Origin of the sequence: Streptomyces sp. NPDC050658 (genome assembly GCF_044457025.1) — a bacterium.
Lineage (GTDB): Bacteria > Actinomycetota > Actinomycetes > Streptomycetales > Streptomycetaceae > Streptomyces.
Genome location: NZ_JBITGM010000016.1, coordinates 42,227 through 64,511 on the forward strand (window position 1 = coordinate 42,227; position 22,285 = coordinate 64,511).

At 72.0% G+C, this 22,285-nt stretch carries 20 protein-coding genes; 12 read left to right on the forward strand and 8 right to left on the reverse strand.

The genetic code is table 11. The features are described from left to right. Positions 1 to 379: 379 nt before the first annotated feature. From ACIBKX_RS37795 to ACIBKX_RS37805, 3 genes are read left to right on the forward strand one after another with little or no spacing between them, the layout of a single operon-like run. On the forward strand, positions 380 to 1,810 hold the full coding sequence (locus ACIBKX_RS37795; protein ID WP_363272256.1) for a DUF4331 domain-containing protein: 1,431 nt from the start codon (positions 380 to 382) through the stop codon (positions 1,808 to 1,810). Beyond that, positions 1,807 to 3,132 (forward strand): tetratricopeptide repeat protein, encoded by a 1,326-nt coding sequence (locus ACIBKX_RS37800; RefSeq protein ID WP_363272255.1) that lies wholly within the window; start codon positions 1,807 to 1,809, stop codon positions 3,130 to 3,132. Before ACIBKX_RS37795 ends, ACIBKX_RS37800 begins: the two co-directional genes overlap by 4 nt. A 6-nt stretch (positions 3,133 to 3,138) precedes the next feature. Next, on the forward strand, positions 3,139 to 4,710 hold the full coding sequence (locus ACIBKX_RS37805; RefSeq protein WP_363272254.1) for a nickel transporter: 1,572 nt from the start codon (positions 3,139 to 3,141) through the stop codon (positions 4,708 to 4,710). 9 nt (positions 4,711 to 4,719) lie between these two features. Here ACIBKX_RS37805 and ACIBKX_RS37810 read toward each other — a convergent pair whose 3' ends face one another. Together ACIBKX_RS37810 and ACIBKX_RS37815 are read right to left on the reverse strand one after the other, a co-directional pair. After that, positions 4,720 to 5,019, reverse strand: a complete 300-nt coding sequence (locus ACIBKX_RS37810) for a hypothetical protein (RefSeq protein WP_363272252.1) — start codon at positions 5,017 to 5,019, stop codon at positions 4,720 to 4,722. Between the two features lie 65 nt (positions 5,020 to 5,084). Continuing rightward, positions 5,085 to 5,528: a hypothetical protein gene (locus ACIBKX_RS37815; RefSeq protein ID WP_399377120.1), complete on the reverse strand. Its 444-nt coding sequence runs from the start codon at positions 5,526 to 5,528 to the stop codon at positions 5,085 to 5,087. A gap of 65 nt (positions 5,529 to 5,593) precedes the next feature. Here ACIBKX_RS37815 and ACIBKX_RS37820 point away from each other — a divergent pair, with 65 nt between their 5' ends. After that, positions 5,594 to 6,001: a VOC family protein gene (locus tag ACIBKX_RS37820; protein ID WP_363272251.1), complete on the forward strand. Its 408-nt coding sequence runs from the start codon at positions 5,594 to 5,596 to the stop codon at positions 5,999 to 6,001. Positions 6,002 to 6,040: 39 nt separating this feature from the next. On the opposite strand, the gene ACIBKX_RS37825 is transcribed toward ACIBKX_RS37820, so the two are convergent. The 5 genes from ACIBKX_RS37825 to ACIBKX_RS37845 all read right to left on the reverse strand — a co-directional run bounded on the left by ACIBKX_RS37825 (position 6,041) and on the right by ACIBKX_RS37845 (position 12,021). Next, entirely contained in the window at positions 6,041 to 7,438 is a 1,398-nt protein-coding gene (locus ACIBKX_RS37825) for an MATE family efflux transporter (RefSeq protein ID WP_363272250.1), read from the reverse strand. Between the two features lie 5 nt (positions 7,439 to 7,443). After that, positions 7,444 to 8,472 carry a cysteine synthase family protein gene (locus ACIBKX_RS37830; protein ID WP_363272249.1) on the reverse strand — a complete coding sequence of 343 codons (1,029 nt, stop codon included), beginning with the start codon at positions 8,470 to 8,472 and terminating at the stop codon, positions 7,444 to 7,446. A gap of 67 nt (positions 8,473 to 8,539) precedes the next feature. Next, positions 8,540 to 9,952: a Y4yA family PLP-dependent enzyme gene (locus ACIBKX_RS37835; RefSeq protein ID WP_399377123.1), complete on the reverse strand. Its 1,413-nt coding sequence runs from the start codon at positions 9,950 to 9,952 to the stop codon at positions 8,540 to 8,542. After that, the gene (locus ACIBKX_RS37840) at positions 9,943 to 10,953 is read right to left on the reverse strand and encodes an ornithine cyclodeaminase family protein (protein WP_363272247.1); all 1,011 of its coding nucleotides are present in this window, start codon (positions 10,951 to 10,953) and stop codon (positions 9,943 to 9,945) included. The genes ACIBKX_RS37835 and ACIBKX_RS37840 overlap by 10 nt, the downstream gene beginning before the upstream one ends. Positions 10,954 to 11,025: 72 nt before the next feature. Then, positions 11,026 to 12,021: a TauD/TfdA family dioxygenase gene (locus tag ACIBKX_RS37845; RefSeq protein WP_363272246.1), complete on the reverse strand. Its 996-nt coding sequence runs from the start codon at positions 12,019 to 12,021 to the stop codon at positions 11,026 to 11,028. Between the two features lie 265 nt (positions 12,022 to 12,286). Between ACIBKX_RS37845 and ACIBKX_RS37850 the strand changes: the two genes are divergently transcribed. The 8 genes from ACIBKX_RS37850 (at position 12,287) to sph (ending at position 20,785) form a co-directional block, all read left to right on the forward strand. After that, a complete protein-coding gene (locus ACIBKX_RS37850) occupies positions 12,287 to 13,837 on the forward strand; it encodes an ABC transporter substrate-binding protein (RefSeq protein WP_363272245.1) in 1,551 nt (516 codons plus the stop codon). Continuing rightward, positions 13,822 to 14,853, forward strand: coding sequence for an ABC transporter permease (locus ACIBKX_RS37855; RefSeq protein ID WP_363272244.1), 1,032 nt, complete (start codon positions 13,822 to 13,824; stop codon positions 14,851 to 14,853). The genes ACIBKX_RS37850 and ACIBKX_RS37855 overlap by 16 nt, the downstream gene beginning before the upstream one ends. Beyond that, positions 14,850 to 15,746, forward strand: a complete 897-nt coding sequence (locus ACIBKX_RS37860; protein WP_363272243.1) for an ABC transporter permease subunit — start codon at positions 14,850 to 14,852, stop codon at positions 15,744 to 15,746. Before ACIBKX_RS37855 ends, ACIBKX_RS37860 begins: the two co-directional genes overlap by 4 nt. Then, complete coding sequence (locus tag ACIBKX_RS37865) at positions 15,743 to 17,278, forward strand: ABC transporter ATP-binding protein (protein WP_399377126.1); 1,536 nt, start codon at positions 15,743 to 15,745, stop codon at positions 17,276 to 17,278. Before ACIBKX_RS37860 ends, ACIBKX_RS37865 begins: the two co-directional genes overlap by 4 nt. A gap of 148 nt (positions 17,279 to 17,426) precedes the next feature. Beyond that, complete coding sequence (locus tag ACIBKX_RS37870) at positions 17,427 to 18,734, forward strand: Cmx/CmrA family chloramphenicol efflux MFS transporter (protein WP_363272242.1); 1,308 nt, start codon at positions 17,427 to 17,429, stop codon at positions 18,732 to 18,734. Then, positions 18,674 to 18,997 carry a RidA family protein gene (locus tag ACIBKX_RS37875; RefSeq protein ID WP_399377167.1) on the forward strand — a complete coding sequence of 108 codons (324 nt, stop codon included), beginning with the start codon at positions 18,674 to 18,676 and terminating at the stop codon, positions 18,995 to 18,997. The genes ACIBKX_RS37870 and ACIBKX_RS37875 overlap by 61 nt, the downstream gene beginning before the upstream one ends. Before the next feature lie 62 nt (positions 18,998 to 19,059). After that, positions 19,060 to 19,638: a TetR/AcrR family transcriptional regulator gene (locus tag ACIBKX_RS37880; RefSeq protein ID WP_363272241.1), complete on the forward strand. Its 579-nt coding sequence runs from the start codon at positions 19,060 to 19,062 to the stop codon at positions 19,636 to 19,638. Between the two features lie 94 nt (positions 19,639 to 19,732). Then, positions 19,733 to 20,785, forward strand: a complete 1,053-nt coding sequence (gene sph, locus ACIBKX_RS37885; RefSeq protein ID WP_399377129.1) for a sphingomyelin phosphodiesterase — start codon at positions 19,733 to 19,735, stop codon at positions 20,783 to 20,785. A gap of 56 nt (positions 20,786 to 20,841) precedes the next feature. Here sph and ACIBKX_RS37890 read toward each other — a convergent pair whose 3' ends face one another. Continuing rightward, complete coding sequence (locus ACIBKX_RS37890; RefSeq protein ID WP_363272239.1) at positions 20,842 to 22,203, reverse strand: alkaline phosphatase PhoX; 1,362 nt, start codon at positions 22,201 to 22,203, stop codon at positions 20,842 to 20,844. Positions 22,204 to 22,285: the final 82 nt, after the last annotated feature.

Below are 22,285 nucleotides of genomic sequence, written 5' to 3' on the forward strand. Positions count from 1 at the left end.
GGAGTTGGGACTGCGACGGGCGACGCGGGAAGCTCTCGCCGCTCGCCTCTTCATGCATAGACGTGTGTGCTGCCCAATGCGTATACGAGTCACGGAAAGTAACTGAGATGGCGTACGGGTGTGCCCCGTACGGCTCTGATTGATCATGGAAATCGATCGACTCCGAGGGGACGCGGAAAGCGGCAGCAGGTCGTGCAGCCGCGAGATTCCCTCTCATCTGGCCTGAGAAATAAGCGAGTTGCCCCTGTCTGCGAAAATGATCACGCGACCGGGCGCGTCGGGGTCGCATTGTGATCTTGATTGCTGCAAGGTGGAAGACCGTCACGCACAGTTACGGAGATTCTCCATGCCCGGAACCGTCAGAACGTCCCATCGATGCATGGCCATGCTGGCCGCCACCGGCGCCCTCACCGCGGCCGCCCTCTCCGGTCCGCTGTCCGGCAGCGGCACGGCCGGCGGTCACGTCGACGCCCCCTCGTCCGTCAAGGACACCGCGGCGGACCTCACCGACGTATACGCCTTCACCAGCCCCGACAACCACGACACGGTCACGCTCGTCGCGAGCGTACGGCCCTTCCAGCTGCCGGCGACCGCGGGCAACGCGGTGGTCGACTACCCCTTCGCCAACGGGGCCCGGTACGAGATCCACACCGATGCCGACGGCGACGGCGCGGCGGACACCACGTACCGCTGGACCTTCCGCACCAAGGACAGCAGGCCCCCGTTCCCGCCGCTGCCGAAGGTCGGCCCGGAGCCCGTCACCTCGCTCTCCAGCAGCTCCCTGCGCGTCCGTCAGACGTACACGCTGGAGCGGGTGCGGGCGGGCAAGGCCGAGAAGCTGGTCTCCGGGACCGCGGCCCCCACGCACGCCGGGCGCTTCCTCATGCCCAACTACGCGGGGCTGCGCAGCCAGGCCGTCGAGAAGCTGCCCGGCGGCGGCCAGACCGTGGCCGCCCAGTCGGCCGACGCGTTCAAGGCCAACACCCAGGCCTTCGGCCTCTACACCGTCGGTACGGCGGGTCCCGTACCGAAGTGGATGCCCGACGCGAACCCGCTGTCGGAGATGAACGTCAGCAGCCTCGTCCTCCAAGTACCCAAGAGCGAAGTGGCGTTGAAGGGCGACCCGCAGCGCAATCCGGTGGTCGGTGTCTGGTCCACCGTCTCCCGCCCGGGCGCCGACCTGAGCCGCAGTCTCGCCCGGCAGGCGCCGGCGTTCCGTCAGATCTCCCGCCAGGGCATCCCGCACGTGGCCTTCGGTCTGTACGGCACCACCATCGGGCTGCAGCGCGGCAACGGACCCGAGGACCGCTTCCAGCACCGCACGCCCGCAGAGGACCAGGACGCGAAGGGCTTCCTCGACACCACGCTCGACCCGGTACCGCCCCGCAAGATCGCGGAGGCCCAGAACTTCCCGGCGCCCGCCGCGCCCCGGAACGACATCCAGGCCCTGTTCCTGAAGGGCATCGGCGCCGACAACGGCGCCAAGTTCGGTTACGACCTCAACTCCCATGCCATGAACGCCGACGCGGACGCCGACCGCATCGCCCTCGCCGAGGAACTGCGCCTGAACCTCACCACCCCCGTCACGGCGAAGCCCGACCCGGACGGCGTGCTCGCCGGGGACAAGCAGGGCTTCCCCAACGGGCGGCGCATGAACGACAACATCGACGGCCCACTGATCCGGATGCTCATGGGCGAGCCCGGAGGCCGCTCCGCGGAAGGCCTGCTGCCCAAGCCGATCGCCGACCTCCAGCCGGCCGACGCCAAAGACACCTTCCCGTACGTCAACACCCCGCACGCGTTCCTGTGAGGCGCGTCGGCGCCGCCGTGGGCGGAGCGGCGGCCGTCGCCGCATGTGTCGCGGGCCTGCTGTCCCTGGGGTCCGACGTCCGCAGCGACGGCGCCGCCGCGCGCCCCGGTGCCCCGGCCGCCGCCGGGGCACCGGGGGCGGTGGACGGTGAAGTGCGGGCGGCGCGGAAGGCGGCCCGCGACTTCCCGGCGGAACCGCTGGTCTGGGCCCGCCTGGCCGACGCGGAGATCGAGACGGCCCGCACCACGCTGGACGCGGCACGCCTCGACGCGGCCGACAGGGCCCTGCGCCGCTCCCTGAGGCTCGACCGCGACGGCAACTACGCGGCCGTGACCGGGCAGGGCGAACTGGCCAACGCCCGCCACGAGTTCACCCGTGGGCGCAGGTACGGTCTGCGCGGCACCCGGATGGCCCCCGACCGGCCGGACGGCTACGCGGTACTCGTCGACGCGGAGATCCAGCTCGGCCACTACCCGGCCGCCCGCGCCGCGGTGCAGCGGATGCTCGACCTGGCCCCCGGCCCCGCGGCGTACACCAGGGCCGCGTACGACCTGGAGACCCACGGCAGGACCGCGGACGCCGGGATCGCGCTGCGGCGCGCCCTGGAGAGCGCGGGCACACCACAGGAGACCGCCTTCGCCGCGTACCGCCTCGGCGAGCTGTCCTGGTCCTCGGGCGAACCGGCGGCGGCGAACCGCCACTTCCGCCGCGCGCTCGCCGCCGTACCCGATCATCCGTACGCCCGTGCCGGACTGGCCAGATGGCACGGGGCGCACGGCCGCACCGAGGAGGCGACGCGCCGCTACGGCCGACTGATCCAGCAGACTCCAGTGCCGCAATTCCTTCTGGAGGCAGTCGAGTCGGCGGCGTCCGACCGGAGCTCCGGAGCGACGTCACGGGCCCAGGTCCGCGGCTGGCGTGCCGCGCTCGACGCCCAGGTACGGATGACGCTCGCCGAAGGCGGACCCGTCGATCCCCAACTCGCCCTGTACGAAGCCGATCACGGTGACCCGGACGTGGCGGTGCGGCTGATGCGCGGGGTGTGGCGGCACACCCGCAGTGTCATCGCCGCGGATGCGCTCGCCTGGGCCCTGCACCGGGCAGGGCGGGACACCGAGGCCATCGGGTACGCGCGCAAGGCAGCCGCGACGGGCATGCGCAGCGCGCTGTTCCGCTACCACCGCGGGGCGATCGAGAAATCCCTCGGCCTGCCCGACGCCGACCGTCACCTGCGCGAAGCCCTCGCCCTGAACCGGCACTTCTCCCCCTTCCACGCGCCCCGAGCGGCCCGCATGCTCGACCGGGGCGCCGAAAGCAGCTGATACCACGTGAAGCAGCACCACGGTGACCGTCGGCTCCGGCCGACGGTCACGGCGGCTCCGGCCGCCCTTGTCTCCGTCGCCTCCGTCCTCCTGGCACTCCTGTCCGTCCTGTTCGCCGCCCCGGCCGCACACGCCCACCCCCTGGGCAACTTCAGCCTCAATCACCACGACGGGCTGCGGCTGCTGCCCGACCGAATCGAGGACACCGCCGTCGTCGACAGCGCGGAGATCCCCACCGCGCAGGACCACGCGGCGACCGACGCCGACCGGGACGGGCGCCTCTCGGCGGGGGAGGTGGCGGCCCGCGCCACCGGCCGGTGCGCCGAACTGGCCCGGCACACCCGGATCTCGGCCGACGGCAGACGGCTCTCCTGGCATGTGGACCGCAGTTCCCTGAAGTACCGCGAGGGAGCCGCCGGTCTGACCGTCGCCAGGCTGACCTGCGCGCTGCGCGCCGAAGCCGATCTGACCGAGCCGAGGAAGCTGTCCTTCGCCTCGGCCGCGGACCCGTCGCGCACCGGCTGGAAGGAGATCACCGCCGCCGGGAACGGCGTACGGCTGGTCGGCTCCTCGGTTCCGGCGGACAGCACGAGCCGCGCCCTGCGCCGCTATCCCGCGAACGCCGGGGAGCAGCCGCTGAACACGGTACGGGCCGACTTCCGCACGCGGTCGGCGCCGGGAGCCGGGATGGGGGCACCGGCCGATCCTGGGGCGGCGCCCCCGGAGCTGCCCCAGGGCGCGGTCCTCTTCCCCGGTCTCGAGGCGAAGCTGACCGCCCTCACCGCGGGCCGCGATCTCACCCTGCCCGTAGGCCTGTCGGCCGTCCTCCTCACGATGCTCCTCGGCGCCGGGCACGCCGCGCTGCCCGGCCACGCGAAGCTCGCCGTCGCCGCCTGTCTGGCGCGGCGCGACGGTGGCGTACGGGCGGCATTGGCGGTCGGCGCGACGGTAACGGCCACGCATACGGCGGGAGTTCTGATCGTGGGGCTCGTCCTGACCGCGTCCGGCGGCCTGGTGGGCGAGCGCCTTCTCGGCTGGCTCGGCGCGATCAGCGGCACGGTGATCGCCGTCATCGGCGCGGTGTTGGCGGTCACGGCGGGGCGGGCGCTGCGGGGCGGCCGTGCGGTGTCGCTGTGGCAGCATGGACACGGGCATGGGCACGGGCATGCGCACCACGGGCACGTCCATGGCCATAGCCATGGGCACGACCACGATCACAGCCACAGCCATGGTGATGGCGACCGGCGCCGTCGCTTCGGCCTTCCGTCCCTCCTCGGCGTCGGCCTCGCGGGCGGCCTGGTGCCGAGCCCCTCGGCGCTCGTCGTCCTGCTGGGCGCCGTCGCCCTCAGCAGGACGACCTTCGGCGTACTGCTCGTGCTCGGTTACGGTCTCGGGATGGCCGCCATGCTCACCTCAGCCGGAGTGCTGCTGGCCGGAGGCGGCAGCAGACTCGCCGTCGTGGGCGAGCGCCACCTCCCGATGCTGCGCCGGTTCACGCCGTACGGAAGTCTGCTGACGGCGCTGGTGATCCTGACCGTCGGTCTCGGCCTCGCGGCGCGCAGCCTGCTGCCGTTGTGACAGCTGGACTCACGCCTTCTGGCCCTGCTCGTCACAGGGCAGCTTGCCCTCGCCGTACGCGGACGCGAAGTCGGCGGAGATGTCCTGGGACGTCACCGTCATGGAGATGGAATCCACCTTGATCAGGCCCTGATAGGGCCGGTCGACGTCACGGATCATGAGCAGCGAAGCGGTCAGCAGGGCGGTGAAGATGGCGAGGGTGGCGATGGCCGGGCGGCTGTCCATGGTGGGCCACTCCTTGGCGACCACGGCGCGTGCGTAGCAGACCGAGTCCGCGGCGATCGCGATGATGACGATGGTCAGGACCACGGTTCTCCCCGTGAGAGCGGTGCGGGGCAGCACTCATACGTAGAGTGACTGATGCGGATGCTCAGTTACAGGGAGTGTTGAGCGGCGGCCTCGAATCGCAGCCTCAGCAGTTCGTACTCCGACTGGCGGCGCGGCAGCGGACCCGGTGGGCGGATCACCGTGCGCGGGGCCGAGATCCGCTGGTCGTGCAGGAACTGCTCGCGGGTCAGGTCCAGTTCGAGCCCGCTCGGCAGGCGGTTCCACCAGTGATAGTTCTGCTGCTCGCCCTGGGCCGACCACACCTCGCCGCACAGCAGCTCGCCGCCGAACAGGTCGTGCACGATCAGCGCGGTGATGTCGCAGTGCCCCCAGGCGGGGTTCGCCGCGGTCCACGGGGAGCGCTCCTGGTCATCGGGGGAGCAGGTGTCGGCGGACCACGCGGCGCGCAGCGCGGCGTCGATGCCGGTCAGCGTCATCGGAGCCTCGGTCGGCGGGAGTTGGGTCGGCGGGAGTTCGTGCGGCGGAATCATGATTGCCACCCTCGCATCCGTCACCGACAATGCCGGTCCGACCACGATCCACGAAGGGCCCACCCATGCGCTCGACGCTCTACAACGTCGCCTTCGACTGTGCCGACGCGTACGAACTGGCCCAGTTCTGGAGCAAGGTGGTCGGCCATCCGCTGAACGCCGACGATCTTCCCGGCGAGTCGACGGCGGCCATCGCCCTGCCCACCGGGCTCCACCTCTACTTCGCCGAGGTCGACGAGCCGAAGGTCCAGAAGAATCGTGTCCACCTCTGCCTCCAGCCGGACGGTCCGCGTGACGAAGAGGTGGAGCGGCTCCGCGCGGCGGGCGCGACCCTGGCCGCGGACCGCCGTGAGCCGGACGGCACCGGCTGGGTGGTCTTCACCGACCCGGAGGGCAATGAGTTCTGCGTGCTGCGCAGTGCGGCGGAACGCGCGGTGGGCGAAGCGCCCACGTGCGACCGCGCCGCCGGGTGACCGTGGCCCGCCCGGCGACCGGCGACCGCCCGGCGGGGCCTATCCGCCGACCGGTGAGGTCGCCACCGTCTCGCCCCGCACCGCCAGCGCCGCCGAGTATCTGCGCAGCAGCAGGACCGCCGTCGTGGCGAGGCCGATGAGGAGGCCCAGCCAGATGCCGACCGTCTCCAGGCCGAGCGGGTGGGCCAGGAGCCAGGCGGCCGGGAGGCCCACCGCCCAGTAGCCGACGAGCGTGATGCGGAAACCGCTCTTGGTGTCGTCGAGGCCGCGCAGCAGGCCCACCCCGATGTTCTGCGCGCAGTCGAAGAACTGCAGGAACGCCGTCACGACGAGCAGCTGTGCGGCGATCGTCAGGGCGCGGTCGGACCCTGAGTCCATGAACGGGGCCAGGATCAGGCGCGGCACGGTGAGGTAGGCGATGCCCACGACCGCCATGACGGCCGCCGCGCACGCGAGCGCGGTGTTCTTGATGCGCCGCGCGTCGTCGGTGCGGCCGAGGGCCAGCTCGCGGCTCACGTTGATGGACGCGGCGTGGGAGAGGCCGACCGCCACCTGGAAGACGATGTAGACGAGCTGGTTGACCGCGGTGTGCGCGGCGAGCGCGGCGGGGCCGAAGGAGCCCGCCATCAGCGCGGTCAGCGAGAAGAATCCCGCCTCCGAGCCGTACGTCGCCGCGATCGGCACCCCGAGGCCCACCAGCCGCCTGACCGTCGCCGGATCGGCCTTGGTGACGTTCAGGGCGAGCAGCGGCGCCAGTTCCGCGTCCCGCTTGGCGGAGGCGTACAGGGCGAGGAAGGAGAGCAGATAGACCGTGGAGGTGGCCACGCCGATGCCGGTCAGGCCGAGCCGGGGCAGGCCCCAAGTGCCGTGGATCAGCACCCAGTTGAGGCCCGCGTTGACGGCGATGGACGCGATCGTGATGCGCAGCAGGGCCTGCGGTCGCCGCATGCCCACGGTGAACTGGCGTACGGCCTGGAACCACAGGCACGGCAGCAGTCCGGGAGCCAGCGCGAACAGCATGTCCTGGGCGCGGTCGACGACGTCCGCGTCCTGGCCGAGCAGCGGAAGGGCCTGCCCCACGAGGATCATGAGGACGGCTCCGGCGAGACCGGCGAGCGTGGCAACGGCGAGGCTGGCGCGGACGATCCCGCGCACCTCGTCGTGATCCGCGCCCTCGCCCCCGTCGCCGGCCTTTTCGGCGCGGGCCGCCGCCGCGGCGATCTGGTTGCCGACGGACGTGACCAGGCCGACGCCCATCGTGCGCAGCTGGTTGAAGATGACGATCGCGAGGCCGCCCGCGGCCAGCTCCCGCGTGCCGAGCAGGCCCATCATCACCGTGTCGGTGGTGGTCAGGGCGACCTGCGCGAGCTGGGTGAGGACGAGCGGGACGGCGAGGGTGGCCAGGGCGCGGCTGTCGCGCAGGAGAGTGCTCGGCATGGGTGTCATCGGCTCCTGCGGAGTTTGCTGAGACGTTCCTCGATCTCCCGCTCCGCCGCGGGGTCGAGCAGGCCACGGGCTTGCATCCAGTCGTCGTCGTAGACGGTGTCCAGGTACTTCTCCCCGCCGTCGTTGACGAGCGCGACCATAGTCGTTCCGGGCGGCAGTGCCGAGAGCCGGGTCAGTGCCTCGTGTACGACACCGCCCGCGGAGCCGCCGATGAGCAGCCCGGTGCGGGCGACGGCCCGGCAGGTGGCGAACGCCTCGACGTCGCCGACCTTCACGCCCTCGTCGATGAGCCCGAAGTCGACGAGGGCGCCTATCTCGGCGCCTTCGGGCGTGCCGGTGCCCGACTGGTAGTAGTCGTGGGCCGGTCCGCCGAACGCGATGGACCCCTTGGGTTCGACGCCGACGGTGGTGAAGCCGACGTTCAGCGCCCGCAGTTCGCGTGCCGTTCCGCACAGCGCGCCACCCGTGCCGACCGCGCCGACCAGCACGTCGATACGTCCGTCCAGCGCCTCGTGGATCTCATGCGCGACGGGGAAGTATCCGACGCCGTTGCTGGGATTGTTGTGCTGCTCGGTGAAGATCGTGTTGTCCTCGCCGCGCGCCATGTCCTCGGCCAGTTCCTCGCGCGCCGCGGTGGCGAGTTCATCGGTCCCGTCGTCGACGACGTACACGAGATCGGTGCCCAGGGCCTTCATCGCGCGCAGTTTGTCCGTGCAGGCGTGATGGTCGACGACGGCGGTGAAGGTGTAGCCGCGTTCGGCGGCGATGACGGCGAGGCCGAGCCCGGTGTTGCCCGACGTGGACTCGATGATCCGGCCGCCGGGGCGCAGCTCGCCGCGGGCCTCGGCGTCGGTGATCATCTGGCGGGCCATCCGGATCTTCGCCGTTCCGGTGGGGTTGAACATCTCCAGTTTGAGCAGCAGCCGGCTGCCCGTCTCGGTGGCGGCGAGTTCGAGCAGGGGCGTGTGTCCGATCAGATCGGACACGCGGGAGACCACGGCGGGGCGCTGGAGTGATCCGGGCATCACATACTCCTGGGTCGGGTCGATGACGATCGGGCTCGTCTCTGACGATCGGGTTCGTCGACGGCAATCAGGCTCGGAGGAAATGACGGTCGAACCGCCAGCGCGGACGCCCCCCTGGGGCGTCGGTGCGCTCCACGCGGTCGACGACCACTTTCGGCGGCAGCGGCAGTTCGTGGAAGGGCGACTCGTTGGAGTCCATCTGATAGCCGGCCGTGTTGGGATAGACGAGGAGATCCCCCACCCGGGGCCGCCGCCGGAAGGGGATCCGGCGCCAGCTGAGCATGTCCGACTCCAGACACGTCGCGGCTCCGACGCCGGCGGGGAACACCCCCGAGGCCCCGTCCCGGTCGAGCGGGAGCAGCCAAGGGTCGGGCAGATACTCGCTGTTGAACCACTGCTCCGACAGGCTCAGGCTGCTCCCGTCCACGGTCAGCAGCCGCTGCCCCGACCGCTCCTTGACCCCCTGCACCCGGAACACGCTGCCGCCCGCCCGGTCCAGGAGCGCGCGCCCCGGCTCGACGAGGAGCGCGACGCCGTGTTCCCTCAACAGTGCGGCGAGCGGCCGCCCTTGACCCTCCGGCCCGGCCGCGAGCAGCGCGCGCAACGCGTCGGCTCCCGCGACCGGCGAGTGGTACGGGTAGAAGTCGTCGCCGCCGAACCGCTTGCCCGCGTGATACTGCCCGCCGTGCTGCGCGCCCAGAAACCCGCGCCAGCTCTCCGCGTCCGTGTAGCTGACGGGAAGCCCGCCGCCCACGCTGATCCGGTCCGCCCGCAGGCCCAGCGCCCGCGCCTTCAGGCACCGCTCGACGAGCCGCGCCGCCAGATCGGCGCGGGGCGCCACCTCGTATCCGGAGAGATGGAAGCTGAACCCCTCCATCCGTACGGCGTCGCCCGCCTGGACGCAGCGGTCGAGGGCGGTGGCCAGCTCGGCGTCGGTCATGCCGAAGCGGCTGTGCGGTTGCGCGGGCGGCAGACAGCGCAGCAGGACCCGCGCCGGGCGACCGCCGCCCGAAGGCGCGGCAGCCGCCGACAGCAGCGCGTCGAGTTCGTCGGTCGCGTCCACGGCGATCAGGGCGCCGTGCCGCAGCGCGAGATCGAGCAGCTCGCGCCCCTTGGCGGGCCCCGTGACGACGACGTCCTCGCCGCGTACCCCGTGCCCCAGCGCCTCGCGCAGCTCGCCGACGGACGCCACGTCGACGCCCGCGGCGCCCGCCACGCAGCGTTCGACCCACACGGCCGCCTTGTTGGACTTCTTCGCGAAGTACACGAAGCCGTCCACCCCGGCGTCGGCGACGGCCGCCCGCATCGCCCGCAGGTTGGCGTCGAAGGCGCCGGGAAGCAGGAAGTGGAACGGGCCGCCGAGCGCGTACGCGAGTTCCTCGACGAGCCCGCAGGACAGCACCGCCTCGGTGGCGGGATCGGGCAGGGCCGGCACGCTCGGCGCGCAGGCCCCGCCCCCGGTCGTCTCCGTCACCGCCACAGCGGCACCTCGCTGCCCAGGCCCTGGGCGACGGCGAGCTGTGCGAAGCGGTGGCCGAGCGCGATGTCCGTGACGACCAGACCGCTGTTGTACGCGAAGATCCGCTCCTCGGCCGACCGGCGCCCGGCGACGGCCCCGGCGAGCACGGGCGGGAATTCGGCGTCCACCGCCGGGAGTTCACCCTTGGCGTCGGCCATGTCCGTCCCGGTGACGTTCATCTGCGCCTCGCTCGTGGCGATGAGGCGGTCCGCCTCGTGGAGCGTCGAGGGGGCGAGCCCGTGCCCGACCAAGACGCAGAGCGCGCCCGGCTTGAGCCAGTCCGCCTCGACGGCCGCGGGGGTGTGCCCGCCCGCCGTGGCGACGATGACGTCGGCGTCCGCGGCGGCGGCCCGCAGATCGGTCACGATCTCCAACTCGCGTTCCGGGAAATGGGCGTTCAGCTCGGCACGGACCGCCGCGATGCCCTCGGGATGGGTGCCGGACAGCATCAGGCGGTCGAGGCCGGGCAGCGTGGTGAGCAGGAACGGCAGGGCGAGCCTGCCCTGGGTCCCGGTGCCGATGACCAGCGCGCTGCGGGCGTCCGGAGCGGCGCACTCGCGGGCGATGAGGGCGGAGACGGCCGGGGTGCGCAGGGAGCCGATGCGGGAGCAGTCCATCATCGCCACCGGAAGGCCCGTGGCATCGTCGTACAGCGTGAGCGAGGTGTAGTAGTGCTGCTCGTCGCGGCCCTTGTCCAGGCCGTGCTTGTACGAGGTCTTGATCGCGACGACGTCGCGGGAGCCGTCGCGGCCGAGCATCGCGTAGGCGACCGAGTGCTCGTCCCGTGGTTTGACGGTGAGCTTGCGCGGGTTGTCGGAGTGGCCGGCGTGGAGGGTGCGGTAGGCGTCCTCGACGGTGGCGACGACGTCGGCGAGGGAGATGTCGATGCCGGCGAGGTCCGTGGTGGACAGGACGCGCAGGGTCTTGTCCGAGGTGCTCGTCGGTATCGGTATGCGGGTCATGGGTGTCTTCCTCCGTTCCGTGGGCGGGAGTTCGGGCCGCGTGCGCCGGGTCGGCGTCGGCGCAGGCCGGGGTCAGGGCACGCGTGCCTCGAGCGCGCTCTGGCCGTAGCCGTGCTCGGCGGCTTCGGCGGGCGGGCGGGTGCGCCGGCCGGGGACGCGCACGGAGGCGCGCTTGAGCCAGCGGTCGGTGCCGTCGTAGCGGGCCTTGAACGGCACCCGGCCGTGCACGACGAGGTCGTTGTCGACGACGAGGATCTCGCCGGGTTCGAGGCTCACCGCGACCGAGGTGCGGGCGAGTTCGGCCTCCAGACGCCGGTAGGCGGCGCGGTAGGGCGCCACCGCGCGGTCCACCGGGGTGTACGCGGGATCGAAGCGCAGCGTCAGGCCGTCCTCGGTCGCGAACAGGGTGGGCACCGGGGGTGGCGGCTGGTCGGCGTAGCCCTGGGCGCTCGCGTACGCGTCGTCCGGGAGGATCGGCAGGACGGGCCGGGAGAGCAAGTCGACGTCCTCGTCGGAGAGTTGGACCCTGCGGACGCTGGCCGCCGTGGTCGCGACGTGGTCGTGGTTGCGCATGCAGCCGAGCATCAGGAGGTGGGCGCGGCCGGGATGGAAGGCGTCCTCGGTGTGCGGGCTGAGGAGCACCGTGCTGCTGGCGCCGGTCTGTTCGGCCTCGTGGCCGGGCGAGGGGACGATGTTGTGCACGAACCGGCCGTCCTGCTGGCCCTCCCAGGCCAGCGGGTTGCCCATCGCGCAGGCGAGGAGCAGCAGGGTGATGTCGTGGACGGCCCCGCTGTCGCCGGCGTCGGCCCAACTGGCGGGCGTCGGCCCGACGGTGTCGTCGTCGACGTCGAGGCCGCGCAGGACGAAGAGGCCGTCGGCGGTGTCCACCGGGCGGCAGTGGTGGAGCAGTCGGGCGTCGAAAGCGGAGGCGGCCCGCGCGACGCGTTCCAGAAGTCGGTCAGACGTGGCGGACGTGCCGAATTCGGCGAGTATTTTCTCGGCGGTTTCGCGGAGTTCGTGCGCTGTGTGGGGGTCGAGCGTGCGGACAGGTGCGGCTGCCGTGCCCATGGCGAAATAGTCCGTTTCCGTTGATGGGGGAGGAATCGGCCGTGTCACCGGTGACGCTTCGAACGCTAGCAGCAAAGTAAGGTAAGGCAAACCTTAGTGTTGGATCTTGCCGGAGAGCGGCGGAATCTTGAACTTGGGGGCGCATGGGCGCACTTCACGGGGGGTGCGGGTTGCGGCGCCCAATGTTCTTAGGGTAGGCAAACCTAAAACCTTCTTGACTGCCTGAGCCGGCCACAAGCCGGTCCGAACCGGAACGAGGACGTACGTGGACATCTCCAGGCGCCAAGTGCTGTGGGCCGGCGGGGCATTGAGTACGGCGGCTCTGCTCACCGGGTGCTCGGGAGGCGGTGAATCGTCGTCCGACGCGGCCAACGGAGGCGGCAAGCCCCGCAAGGGCGGCACGCTCCGGGTCGGCGCCCTCGGCCGCACGTCGGCCATCACCCGGGACCCGCACGGCACCCAGGCCAACGAGAGCGACTACCTCATCATCGCCCTCCTGCACGACACCCTCACCGCGCCCGGCGCCAAGAAGAACACCGCCCCCCGCCTCGCGGCCAGTTGGAAGCCGTCCGAGGACCTGAAGACCTGGCGCTTCACCCTCGCCAAGGGCGCGAAGTTCCACGACGGTACGCCCGTCACCGCCGACGACGTCGTCTGGTCGCTGCGTCGCCTGCGCGGCACCCCGTCCGGTGCCTCGCGGCTGCCCGGCATCAAGGCCGAGAACATCAAGGCGGAGGGCGACGACACCGTCGTCCTCGTCTCCGACTACGCCAACGCCGAACTGCCCCTGCTCACCCGCCTGACCACCTTCGTGCTGAAGAAGGGCACCAAGGACAAGGACATCGGGAAGGCGCCCGGCACCGGCCCCTTCAAGCTCGACTGGTTCCGCTCCGGCAACGCCCGTCTCGTCCGCAACGACGACTGGCACGGCGGCGACGTGTTCCTCGACGCCGTCGAAGTGAAGATCTTCGAGTCGCCGCAGGCCATGTCCAACGCCCTGCTCGCCGGACAGATCGACCTCGCCTCCAACGTCGGTCCGGTCGCAGCCCGTACGGCCAAGAAGCGGGGGGACATCCAGATCGTGCGCCGCCCCGACGACATGGCGATGCCGATCGTCATGCGCACCGCCGACGGCCCGTTCGCGGACCCGAAGGTGCGCGAGGCGCTGCGCCTTGCCGTGGACCGCGAGGCCATGGTCGACCAGGTCCTCTCCGGGTACGGGGCGGTCGGCAACGACGTCCTCGGAACCGGCGACCCCGCCTACGACAAGAAGATCCCGCAGCGCGCCCGCGACCTCGCCAAGGCCAAGTCCCTCCTGAAGGAAGCGGACTTCGACACGTCCAAGACGTACAAGCTGCTGACCACCGAGGACGTCCCGGGTCTCGCCGAGTCCGCGACGCTCTTCGCGGGACAGGTCCGCGAGGCCGGGGTGAAGGTCGAGGTGGTCAAGCAGGAGTCCGCCACGTTCTGGGACAAGACCTGGCTCAAGGGCGACCTCTACACCAGCTACTGGGGCACCAACGACTCGGTGATCTTCCTGGCCAGCAAGACCATGGTCTCCGAGTCCGCGCAGAACGAGGCCGGTTGGGAGAACAAGGAGTTCGACGCCGCCTACCGCAAGGCCATCGGCGCCAAGGACGCCGGGGCCCGCGCCGAGGCGCTCGGCGAACTCCAGAAGATCGAGCACGACGCCTCCGGCTACCTCCTGTGGGGCGTCGCCGAGGGCATCGACCTGGCCGCCGCCCCCGTGCACGGACTGCCCGAACTGCCCGGCTACGGACGTGTGCAGCTCGAGTCGGCATGGCTGGCCCGCTGAGCGGAACGGCGACGCGGCAGAAGGCCGGGCAGCGCGACACGGGCGGCGCCGGGAGCCGCGGACCCGGCGGGGCGGTGCTGTCCGGCGCCCTGCGGGTCGGCGTGCTGCTCGCCCGCCGCGCACTGCTGCTCGCCGTGCTGCTCGCCGTCGTCTTCGCCGCGATCGAACTGCTGCCGGGCGACGCCGCCAACGCCACGTCGGAGCGCGGCGAGAGCGCGGCCGACCTCGAACACCGCCGCCAGCTGCTCGGCCTCGACCAGCCCCTGCTCACCCGCTTCACCGACTGGATGACCGGACTGCCCTCCGGCGACCTCGGCACGTCCGCGCGCGGCGAGTCCATCGCGGACCTGCTGTCCCGGCCCTTCCCCAACACGCTGCTCCTTGGCGGACTCGCGCTGCTCGTGACGCTCGCCGTCTCGGTCGGCCTCGGCTGCTGGGCGGCGCTCAAGCCGGGCGGCGGCACCGACCGGGCCGTCTCCGCGACGGCCACCGGCATCCTCGCGCTGCCCGAGTTCGTCGTCGCCGTGGCGCTCGTCCTCGTCTTCGCGCTGTGGACGGACTGGCTGCCCGCCGTCACCCTGACCGACGCCGACGGCTCACCGGCCTCCTGGCGGATGCTGATCCTGCCCGTACTGGCCCTCGCGATCCCGCAGATCGGCTGGAACACCCGGATCGTGCGCGCCGCCCTCGCCGACGAGGCGAAGGCACCGCACGTCGAGAGCGCCGTCATCGACGGACTGCCGCGCCACCGGATCCTCACCCACCATCTGCTGCCGGGCGCGCTGCCGACCATCGCGGCGGGCATCGCCACCTCGACGGGCATGCTGCTCGGCGGCGCCGTCGTGGTGGAGACCATCTTCAACTACCCGGGCGTGGGCTCCGTGCTGGCCGGTGCCGTCACCGACCGGGACAGCCCCGTCGTCGCCGGGGTCGTCGCCGTCACCGGAGCCGTCATCACCGGCGTGCTCCTGCTCGCGGATCTCGTACGCGCAAGGGCCTCGGGAGGCCGTATATGACCGCCCCGTCCGCGCCACCTGTCCCGCCGTCCGGCCCGTCGTCCGGCCCGTCGTCCGTCCCGGAGAAGCTCGCACGCCGCCGGCTGCCCCGGCGCGGCGTCGTCCTGCGCGTCCTGCCCGCTCTCGTGCTCCTCGCGCTGGCCGCCGCCGGGCCCTGGCTCGCCCCGCACGCCATCGACGTCCCGGTCACCGCCCCCTACGCCGAACCGGGCGGCAAGGCCGCGCTCGGCGGCGACCAGCTCGGCCGCGACGTGCTCAGCAGGCTGCTCGCCGGCGGGCGCGAACTCATCGTGACCTCCCTCCTGGTGGCCGTCCTCGTCACCGGCACGGCCGCGCTGCTCGGCGCGATCGGCGCGCTGCGACCCGCCGTCGGACGCTTCGTCGAGCGGGCCGCGGACGTGCTGATGCTGCTGCCCGCCGTGCTCGGCATCCTCCTCATCGCACTGTCCTGGCCCGGCGGCGGCCGGCTCGCCGTGATCGCCGCCGCGGTCGTGATGGGCGTCCCCTATGCCGTACGTCTGGTGGCGGGCGCGGCGGCGCCGGTCGCCGCCGCCGGGTACATCGAGGCGGCGGCCGTCGGCGGGGAGCGCCTGTGGCATCTCGTCGTACGCGAGGTGCTGCCCAATCTGCGGGCCACGCTGCTCGCGCTCTTCGGGCTGCGCTTCGTCGCCGCCGTCTACCTCGTCGCCACCGCCGGATTCCTCCAGGTCGGACCCCAACCACCGGCCGCCGACTGGGCGTTGATGATCCGGGAGAACTCGGGCGGCATCGTCCTCAACCCCTGGGCCGTGCTGGCCCCCTCCATCGCCATCGGCCTGCTCGCCATGAGCGTCAACCTGGCCGCATCGGCACTCGTGCCGCGCACCGGCCGGAAAGCGGGGACCGCCCTGTGAACCACATGCCCGACTGGTACCCCGAGGGCCAAGTCCCCGTCACCGACGCGGCGGTGGGCGTCACGGACCTGACCATCGCCGCGGCCGACGGCCGACTGCTGCTCGACGGCGGCAGCCTGGAGGTCCGCCCCGGCCGCGTCACCGCCCTCGTCGGCCCCTCCGGCTGCGGCAAGACCACCCTGCTGCGGGCCGTGGCCGGCGCCCTGCCGCCGGGAGCCAGGCGCACCGCGGGCCGGGTCGAGGTGCTCGGCAGGGACACCCTGACGCTGGGCGCCGCCGAGCTGCGCGCCCTGCGCAGGCACCGGCTCGCCTACCTCGGCCAGGATCCCGGCACCGGACTCAATCCCCGGATGAAGGTGCGCGGCCTGCTCGCCGAACTGGCCGTGGACCGCACCCCGGCTGGCCTGAACGCCCTGCTCCGGGAAGTCCAACTCCCCATGGACCAGGGCCTCCTGGGCCGCCGCACCGGTGAACTCTCCGGCGGCCAGCAGCGCCGCGTGGCACTCGCCCGGGCGCTGGCCCGGCGCCCCGCCGTGCTGCTCCTTGACGAGCCGACCGCGGGGCTCGACCCGGCCCTGCGCGACGAGATCGCCGAACTCCTGCGGCATCTGGCGGGACACCACCGGCTCGCCGTCGCGCTGTCCTGCCACGACACGGACCTGGTCGCCCGGCTCGCCGACGACGTCGTGGACCTGACGGGCGGCGGCCCCGCGCCGCGGTCCGCCCCGCGCACGGCGGAACGGCCGCCGCCCGAGGGCGTCCCGACGCTCACCGTCTCCGGGCTGCGCGCGGCCTTCGCGCACCGTGGCCGCCGGGTCCCGGTGCTGCACGGCGTCGACCTCTCCGTGGTCCCGGGATCGAGCACGGGCATCGTCGGCGCATCGGGCTCCGGCAAGACGACCCTGGTGCGCGCGGTCGTGGGCCTGCACCGGCCCACCGGAGGCACGGTCACCCTCGACGGCGTACGCCTCGCCCCCGCCGCCCAGCGCCGCACCCGTGAACAGCGCCGCCGCCTCCAACTCGTCCCGCAGGACCCGCTCGGCACCCTCAATCCGAGCCGCACCGTCGGCCAGACACTCGGCCGCCCGCTGCGGCTGCACCGCAGGGCGGACCGCGCCGATGTCCCGGCCCGCGTACTCGAACTCCTCGAACAGGTCGGTCTCCCCGCCCATTTCGCGGACCGCTACCCCCACGAACTCTCCGGCGGCCAGCGCCAACGCGCCTCCATAGCCCGCGCGTTGGCGGCCGACCCGGACGTACTGGTCTGCGACGAGGTGACGTCCGCCCTGGACGACGGGACCGCCGCCGCGATCATGGACCTGCTGGCGGAGCTGCGGGACGGCCGGGGGCTCGCGCTGGTCCTCATCAGCCACGACCTCCGCATGATCGCGAGCCGCACCGACTCGCTCCTTGTCCTCTCCGGCGGCGAGGCCGTCGAGTCCGGCACGACCCGCGCCCTGTTCGCGTCCCCGTCCCACCCGGTCACCGCGTCACTGGTGGCGGCAGCGGCGGGCCCGGAACTGTCGGTCTGATCCGCGCACTTCAGCCCGCCGTCCTCTCTCCTCCCTCATTTTGAAGCGACTGCTTCAGAATGTGCTAGCGTCCTGATCGCCGGTTCTAGAGCGAGTGCTCCAGAATCCGCGCAGTGACGACGTCGGACACAACAGGGGAGGGGCCGCGATGCCGCCCGCGGTGTACATGGTCGGGCTCGGGATTTTCACCCAAGGGACCTCGGAATTCATGCTGTCCGGGCTGCTGCCGGGCATGGCCGCCGACCTCGGGGTGTCGATCCCCGACGCCGGGCTGCTGATCTCGGCCTTCGCGATCGGCATGGTCGTCGGCGCGCCGCTGCTCGCCGTGGCCACCCTGAGCTGGCCCCGCCGGACGGCGCTGGTGTCCCTCCAGGCCGCCTTCGTGCTGGCCCACGTGATCGGAGCGCTCGCGCCCGGCTACGCGGTCCTGTTCGTCACGCGGGTCGTCGGCGCTCTCGCGTACGCGGGGTACTGGGGCGTGGCCGTGGCCACCGCGGTCGCGCTGGTTCCGGCGGCCGCGAAGGGGCGGGCCGTGGCCGTCGTGGCGAGCGGTCTTACGCTGGCCACGGTCGTCGGCGTACCCGCCGGGACCGTGCTGGGCCAGCACTCCAGTTGGCGCGCCGCCTTCTGGGCCGTGGCCGCCGCCACCGCGGTGAGCCTCGTGTGCACACTGCTCGTCGTCCCCGGCGGGCGTGGCGCGCAGCCGGGCACGTCGGTACGGGGCGAGCTGCGGGGCATGGCGCGCCCCCAGCTCTGGCTGTCGTACGCCATCACGGCCTTCGCCTTCGGCGCGGTCATCGTCACCTTCAGCTATCTCGCGTCCCTGCTGACCGGGGTGAGCGGAGTGCCCGAGGGGTGGGTGCCGGCGGTGCTCGCGCTCTTCGGGGTGGGCGGGATGGCCGGCCTCTACGTCGGCGGCCGGACGGCCGAGTCGTATCCGCTGGCCACGCTCGGCATCGGGCTCGGCGCGCTCGCGCTCCTTTCCGCGCTGCTCGGTGCGGCGGCCGGGTCCGCCGGGATCGTGATCGCCTTGGTCTTCCTCCTCGGCTTCGCCGGATACGTCACCAATCCCGCCCTCCAGTCCCGCGTCTTCACTCTCGCGCCGGGCGCGCCCACGCTCGTCGGTGCGACCAACACCGCCGCGTTCAACGTCGGCAACACCCTGGCCCCGCTCCTCGGCGGCCTCGCCATCGACGCCGGACACGGCTACACCTCCGTTGCCTGGGTCGGCGCCGCGCTCGCCGCCGCCGGGGCCGGGGCGGTGCTGTGGGCGGCGCACCTCCACCACCGACAGCAGACAGAGAAGAGAGAACCGACATGCCGCACCGCACCGTCACCCGCACCCGCGTCACCGCCGACCCCGACTGGTACGCCTCGGCCGGCATCTCGCTCGGCATCCGCGTCGGAGACCTCGTCTTCGCCTCGGGACAGGCGCCGGTCGACGCGCACGGGGTGACCGTCGGCGCCGGGGACTTCGAGGCGCAGGCCCGGCAGGCGCTGGCCAATCTGGACACCGTCCTCGGCAACGCCGGATCCGGCCTGGACAAGGCGGTCAAGCTCACGGTCTTCGTGACCGACATGGCGCACCAGGAGGTCTTCGCCCGCCTCCGTGCGCGGTTCTATGCGCCGCCGTTCCCGGCCGAGTCGTTCGTCCAGGTCGCCGCGCTCGCCGACCCGGAGTGGCTGGTCGAGATCGAGGGGGTCGGCGCGGTCGAGTAGGCCCGGCGGTCCGCGCCGATCTGTTTTGTACGCATGTTCCAAAAACCCGTACTGTGGGGGACATGGCCAGGCCACGAGAGTTCGACGAGGACCGTGTCGTCACCGCCGCCATGGAGACGTTCTGGCGCCATGGCTACGAGGGCACGTCGACGCGCGCGCTGTGCGACAGCACCGGACTCGGGCCTTCCAGCCTCTACAACACCTTCGGCGGCAAGCACCGGCTCTATGTGCGTGCGCTCCAGCGCTACTACGAGACCAGCACCGCCGAGCAGGTCGAGATCCTGCGGGCGGCGGGGCCGGTCAAGGAGCGGCTGCGGGACATGATGATCCACGCCGTCGACGCCGATCTCGACGCGGCGGACGGGCGCGGCTGCTTCGCGATCAGCGCCGCCGTCGAGATCGGCGGGCTCGACCCGGAGGTCAGGGAGGCGGTGCGGCGCAGCTTCGACCGGGTCGAGGAGGAGCTGCGTACGGTCGTGGAGACGGGGCGGCGCACCGGCGAGCTGCGGTCCACCGGGGACGCGCGGACCGTCGCCCGCCGGGTGCAGAGCACCTACTACGGACTGCGCGTCCTCGCCCGCGTCCAGGACGACCGGCAGGCGTTGCTCGACACGGTGGAGAGCACGCTCGCCGAGCTCTGAGCGGGGTGGGGCGCGGGGCGGGTGCGGGGCGCCGCGCGAACTCGGTCGGATCTGTTCACGCGAAGGCTACCCAGAAGTAATCGCGGCTGGTTGGATGATCCGCGCCACAGCAACCCCCCACCCTTCACACCCCCCCACAGGAGATTCCGTGCCGCACCCAGCGCTGCGCTCTTCCCAGGCCGCGGCGGTCGCCACCGTGCTCGCCGCCGCCACCCTCGCCGCCGTCGCCCCGTCCGCGACCGCCGCCGACGCCCCCGCTGCCCCGGCCGCCGCGGCTCCCGCACTCAAGGTCCTCTCGTACAACACCTTCCTGTTCAGCAAGACGCTGTACCCCAACTGGGGCCAGGACCACCGCGCCAAGGAGATACCGGCCACGGACTTCTTCAAGGGCCAGGACGTCGTCGTGATCCAGGAGGCCTTCGACAACTCCGCGTCCGACGCGCTGATGTCGAACGCCCGCGGCGAGTACCCGCACCAGACCCCGGTGATGGGCCGCGGCAAGGACGGCTGGGACGCCACCGGCGGCGCCTACTCCTCGGTGACCCCGGAGGACGGCGGGGTCACCGTGCTGAGCAAGTGGCCGATCGTGCGCAAGGAGCAGTACGTCTACAAGGACGCCTGCGGCGCCGACTCGTACTCCAACAAGGGCTTCGTCTATGCCCAGTTGGACGTCAACGGCACGAAGGTGCACGTCGTCGGCACGCACGCGCAGTCCACCGACCCGGGTTGCGGCTCCGGCGAGGCCGCGGCGACCCGCTCCCTGCAGTTCAAGGAGATGGACGCCTTCCTGGACGGCAAGAACATCCCGGCGGACGAACAGGTCGTCGTGGCGGGCGACTTCAACGTCGACTCGCGCACCGACGAGTACGCCTCGATGCTCGCCGACGGCGGCCTCACCGGCGCCGACGGCCGCACAGGCCACCCGTACTCCTTCGACACCCAGGACAACTCGATCGCCTCCGAGCGCTACCCGGACGACCCGCGCGAGGACCTCGACTACATCCTCCACCGCAAGGGCAATGCCCGCCCCGCGAGCTGGAAGAACGAGGTGATCAAGGAGCAGAGCGCCCCCTGGACGGTCTCCAGCTGGGGCAAGCAGTACACGTACACCAACCTGTCCGACCACTACCCGGTGATCGGGTACTAGCACCGCACGGTTCGGCCCGCCTCCCCTGGCACCAGAGGAGGCGGGCCGAACCTGTGTCAGTCGTCCCAGGGCCCCGTCACGGCGAACGTCGTGCCGGGGTTGTAGCAGTTGACGTACATCGTCTCGTGGTCCGGGGAGAACGCGACGCCCGCGAACTCGCCCCACTCCGGCTTGTCGGGGGTGCCGATGTTCTGCCGGTTGGCGGCCATCGCGTAGACCTCGCCGCCGCGCGTGAGGCCGTACACATGCTGGGCGCCGTCGCCGTCCTCGCACACCATCAGGCCGCCGCTGGGCGCGAGGCAGATGTTGTCGGGGGACTCGCCGGGGAGCTGGATGTCGGTGCTCGGGCCGAAGACGATCACCAGGGTGAGGCGGCGCTTCGACGGTTCGTAACGCCAGATCTGGCCGAAGTGATCGCCCGCCGAACCCTCCGCGCTGTGCGCGAAGGACGACACGAAGTAGACGGACGAGCCGCCCCAGTAGCAGCCCTCCAGCTTCTGCGCGTGGGTGATGCCCTTGGGGCCGAAGTCCTGGAGCCTGATGGGGGTCTGGGCAGCCAGCGGGTCCGGGACGTCCACCCACTCGACGTGGTCGAAGCGGGCGCCCGTCTCCTGGACCGCGGACAGATCCGGTACGCCCGGTACGCGCATCGCCTGCAGCCTGCCGCCCGCGCGCAGCGAACCGCGGCCGCCCTCGGGTTTGTTGGGCAGGAAGCGGTAGAAGAGGCCGAAAGGTTTCTGGAAGGCGTCCTCGGTCTCGTAGACGACGCCCCGTCTCGGGTCGACGGCGATCGCCTCGTGCTGGAAGCGGCCCATCGCGGTGAGCGGCACGGCCCCGGTGCGGCGCGGGTCCACCGGGTCGACCTCGAAGATGAAGCCGTGGTCCTTGGTGTAGCCGTTCGTGCCGGCCTTGTCCTCGTTCTCCTCGCAGGTCAGCCAGGTGCCCCAAGGCGTGGGCCCGCCCGCGCAGTTGACCGCGGTCCCGGCGATCGCGACCCGCTCGTCCAGGACGTTGTTGCGGCGGTCGAGCGCGAGCGCCGTACAGCCGCCCTTGGCCGCCGGGTCGTAGGTGAGGCCCTCGATCGTCGGCACGCCGATCTTTCCGTTGTGCCGGTTCTCGTGGTTGCGGACGAGATGGACGCCGCCGCGCTTGCCGCGGAAGGCAGCCATGCCGTCGTGGTTGCTCGGCACCTTGCCCTCGCCGGACGGCAGTTCGCCGCCCTCGCGGGACAGGACCTTGTAGCGGAACCCCTCGGGCAGATCGAGCAGTCCGGCAGGGTCGGGCACCAGGGGCCCGTATCCGGCCTTGCCCTGCGCGGCGGCGCTGCCCGCGAAGAGTTCCGAGAGCGCGCCGGTGAAGGCGATGCCCATACCTGCTGCTCCGGTACGGGCGAGCACTTCGCGTCGTGTCGTGGACATTGGGTCGACCTCCTGCTGGCGGACAGGAACATGACCGGATGTGTGTACCACGGGCCTTCGTGCACGGGAACCACGCGCGTAG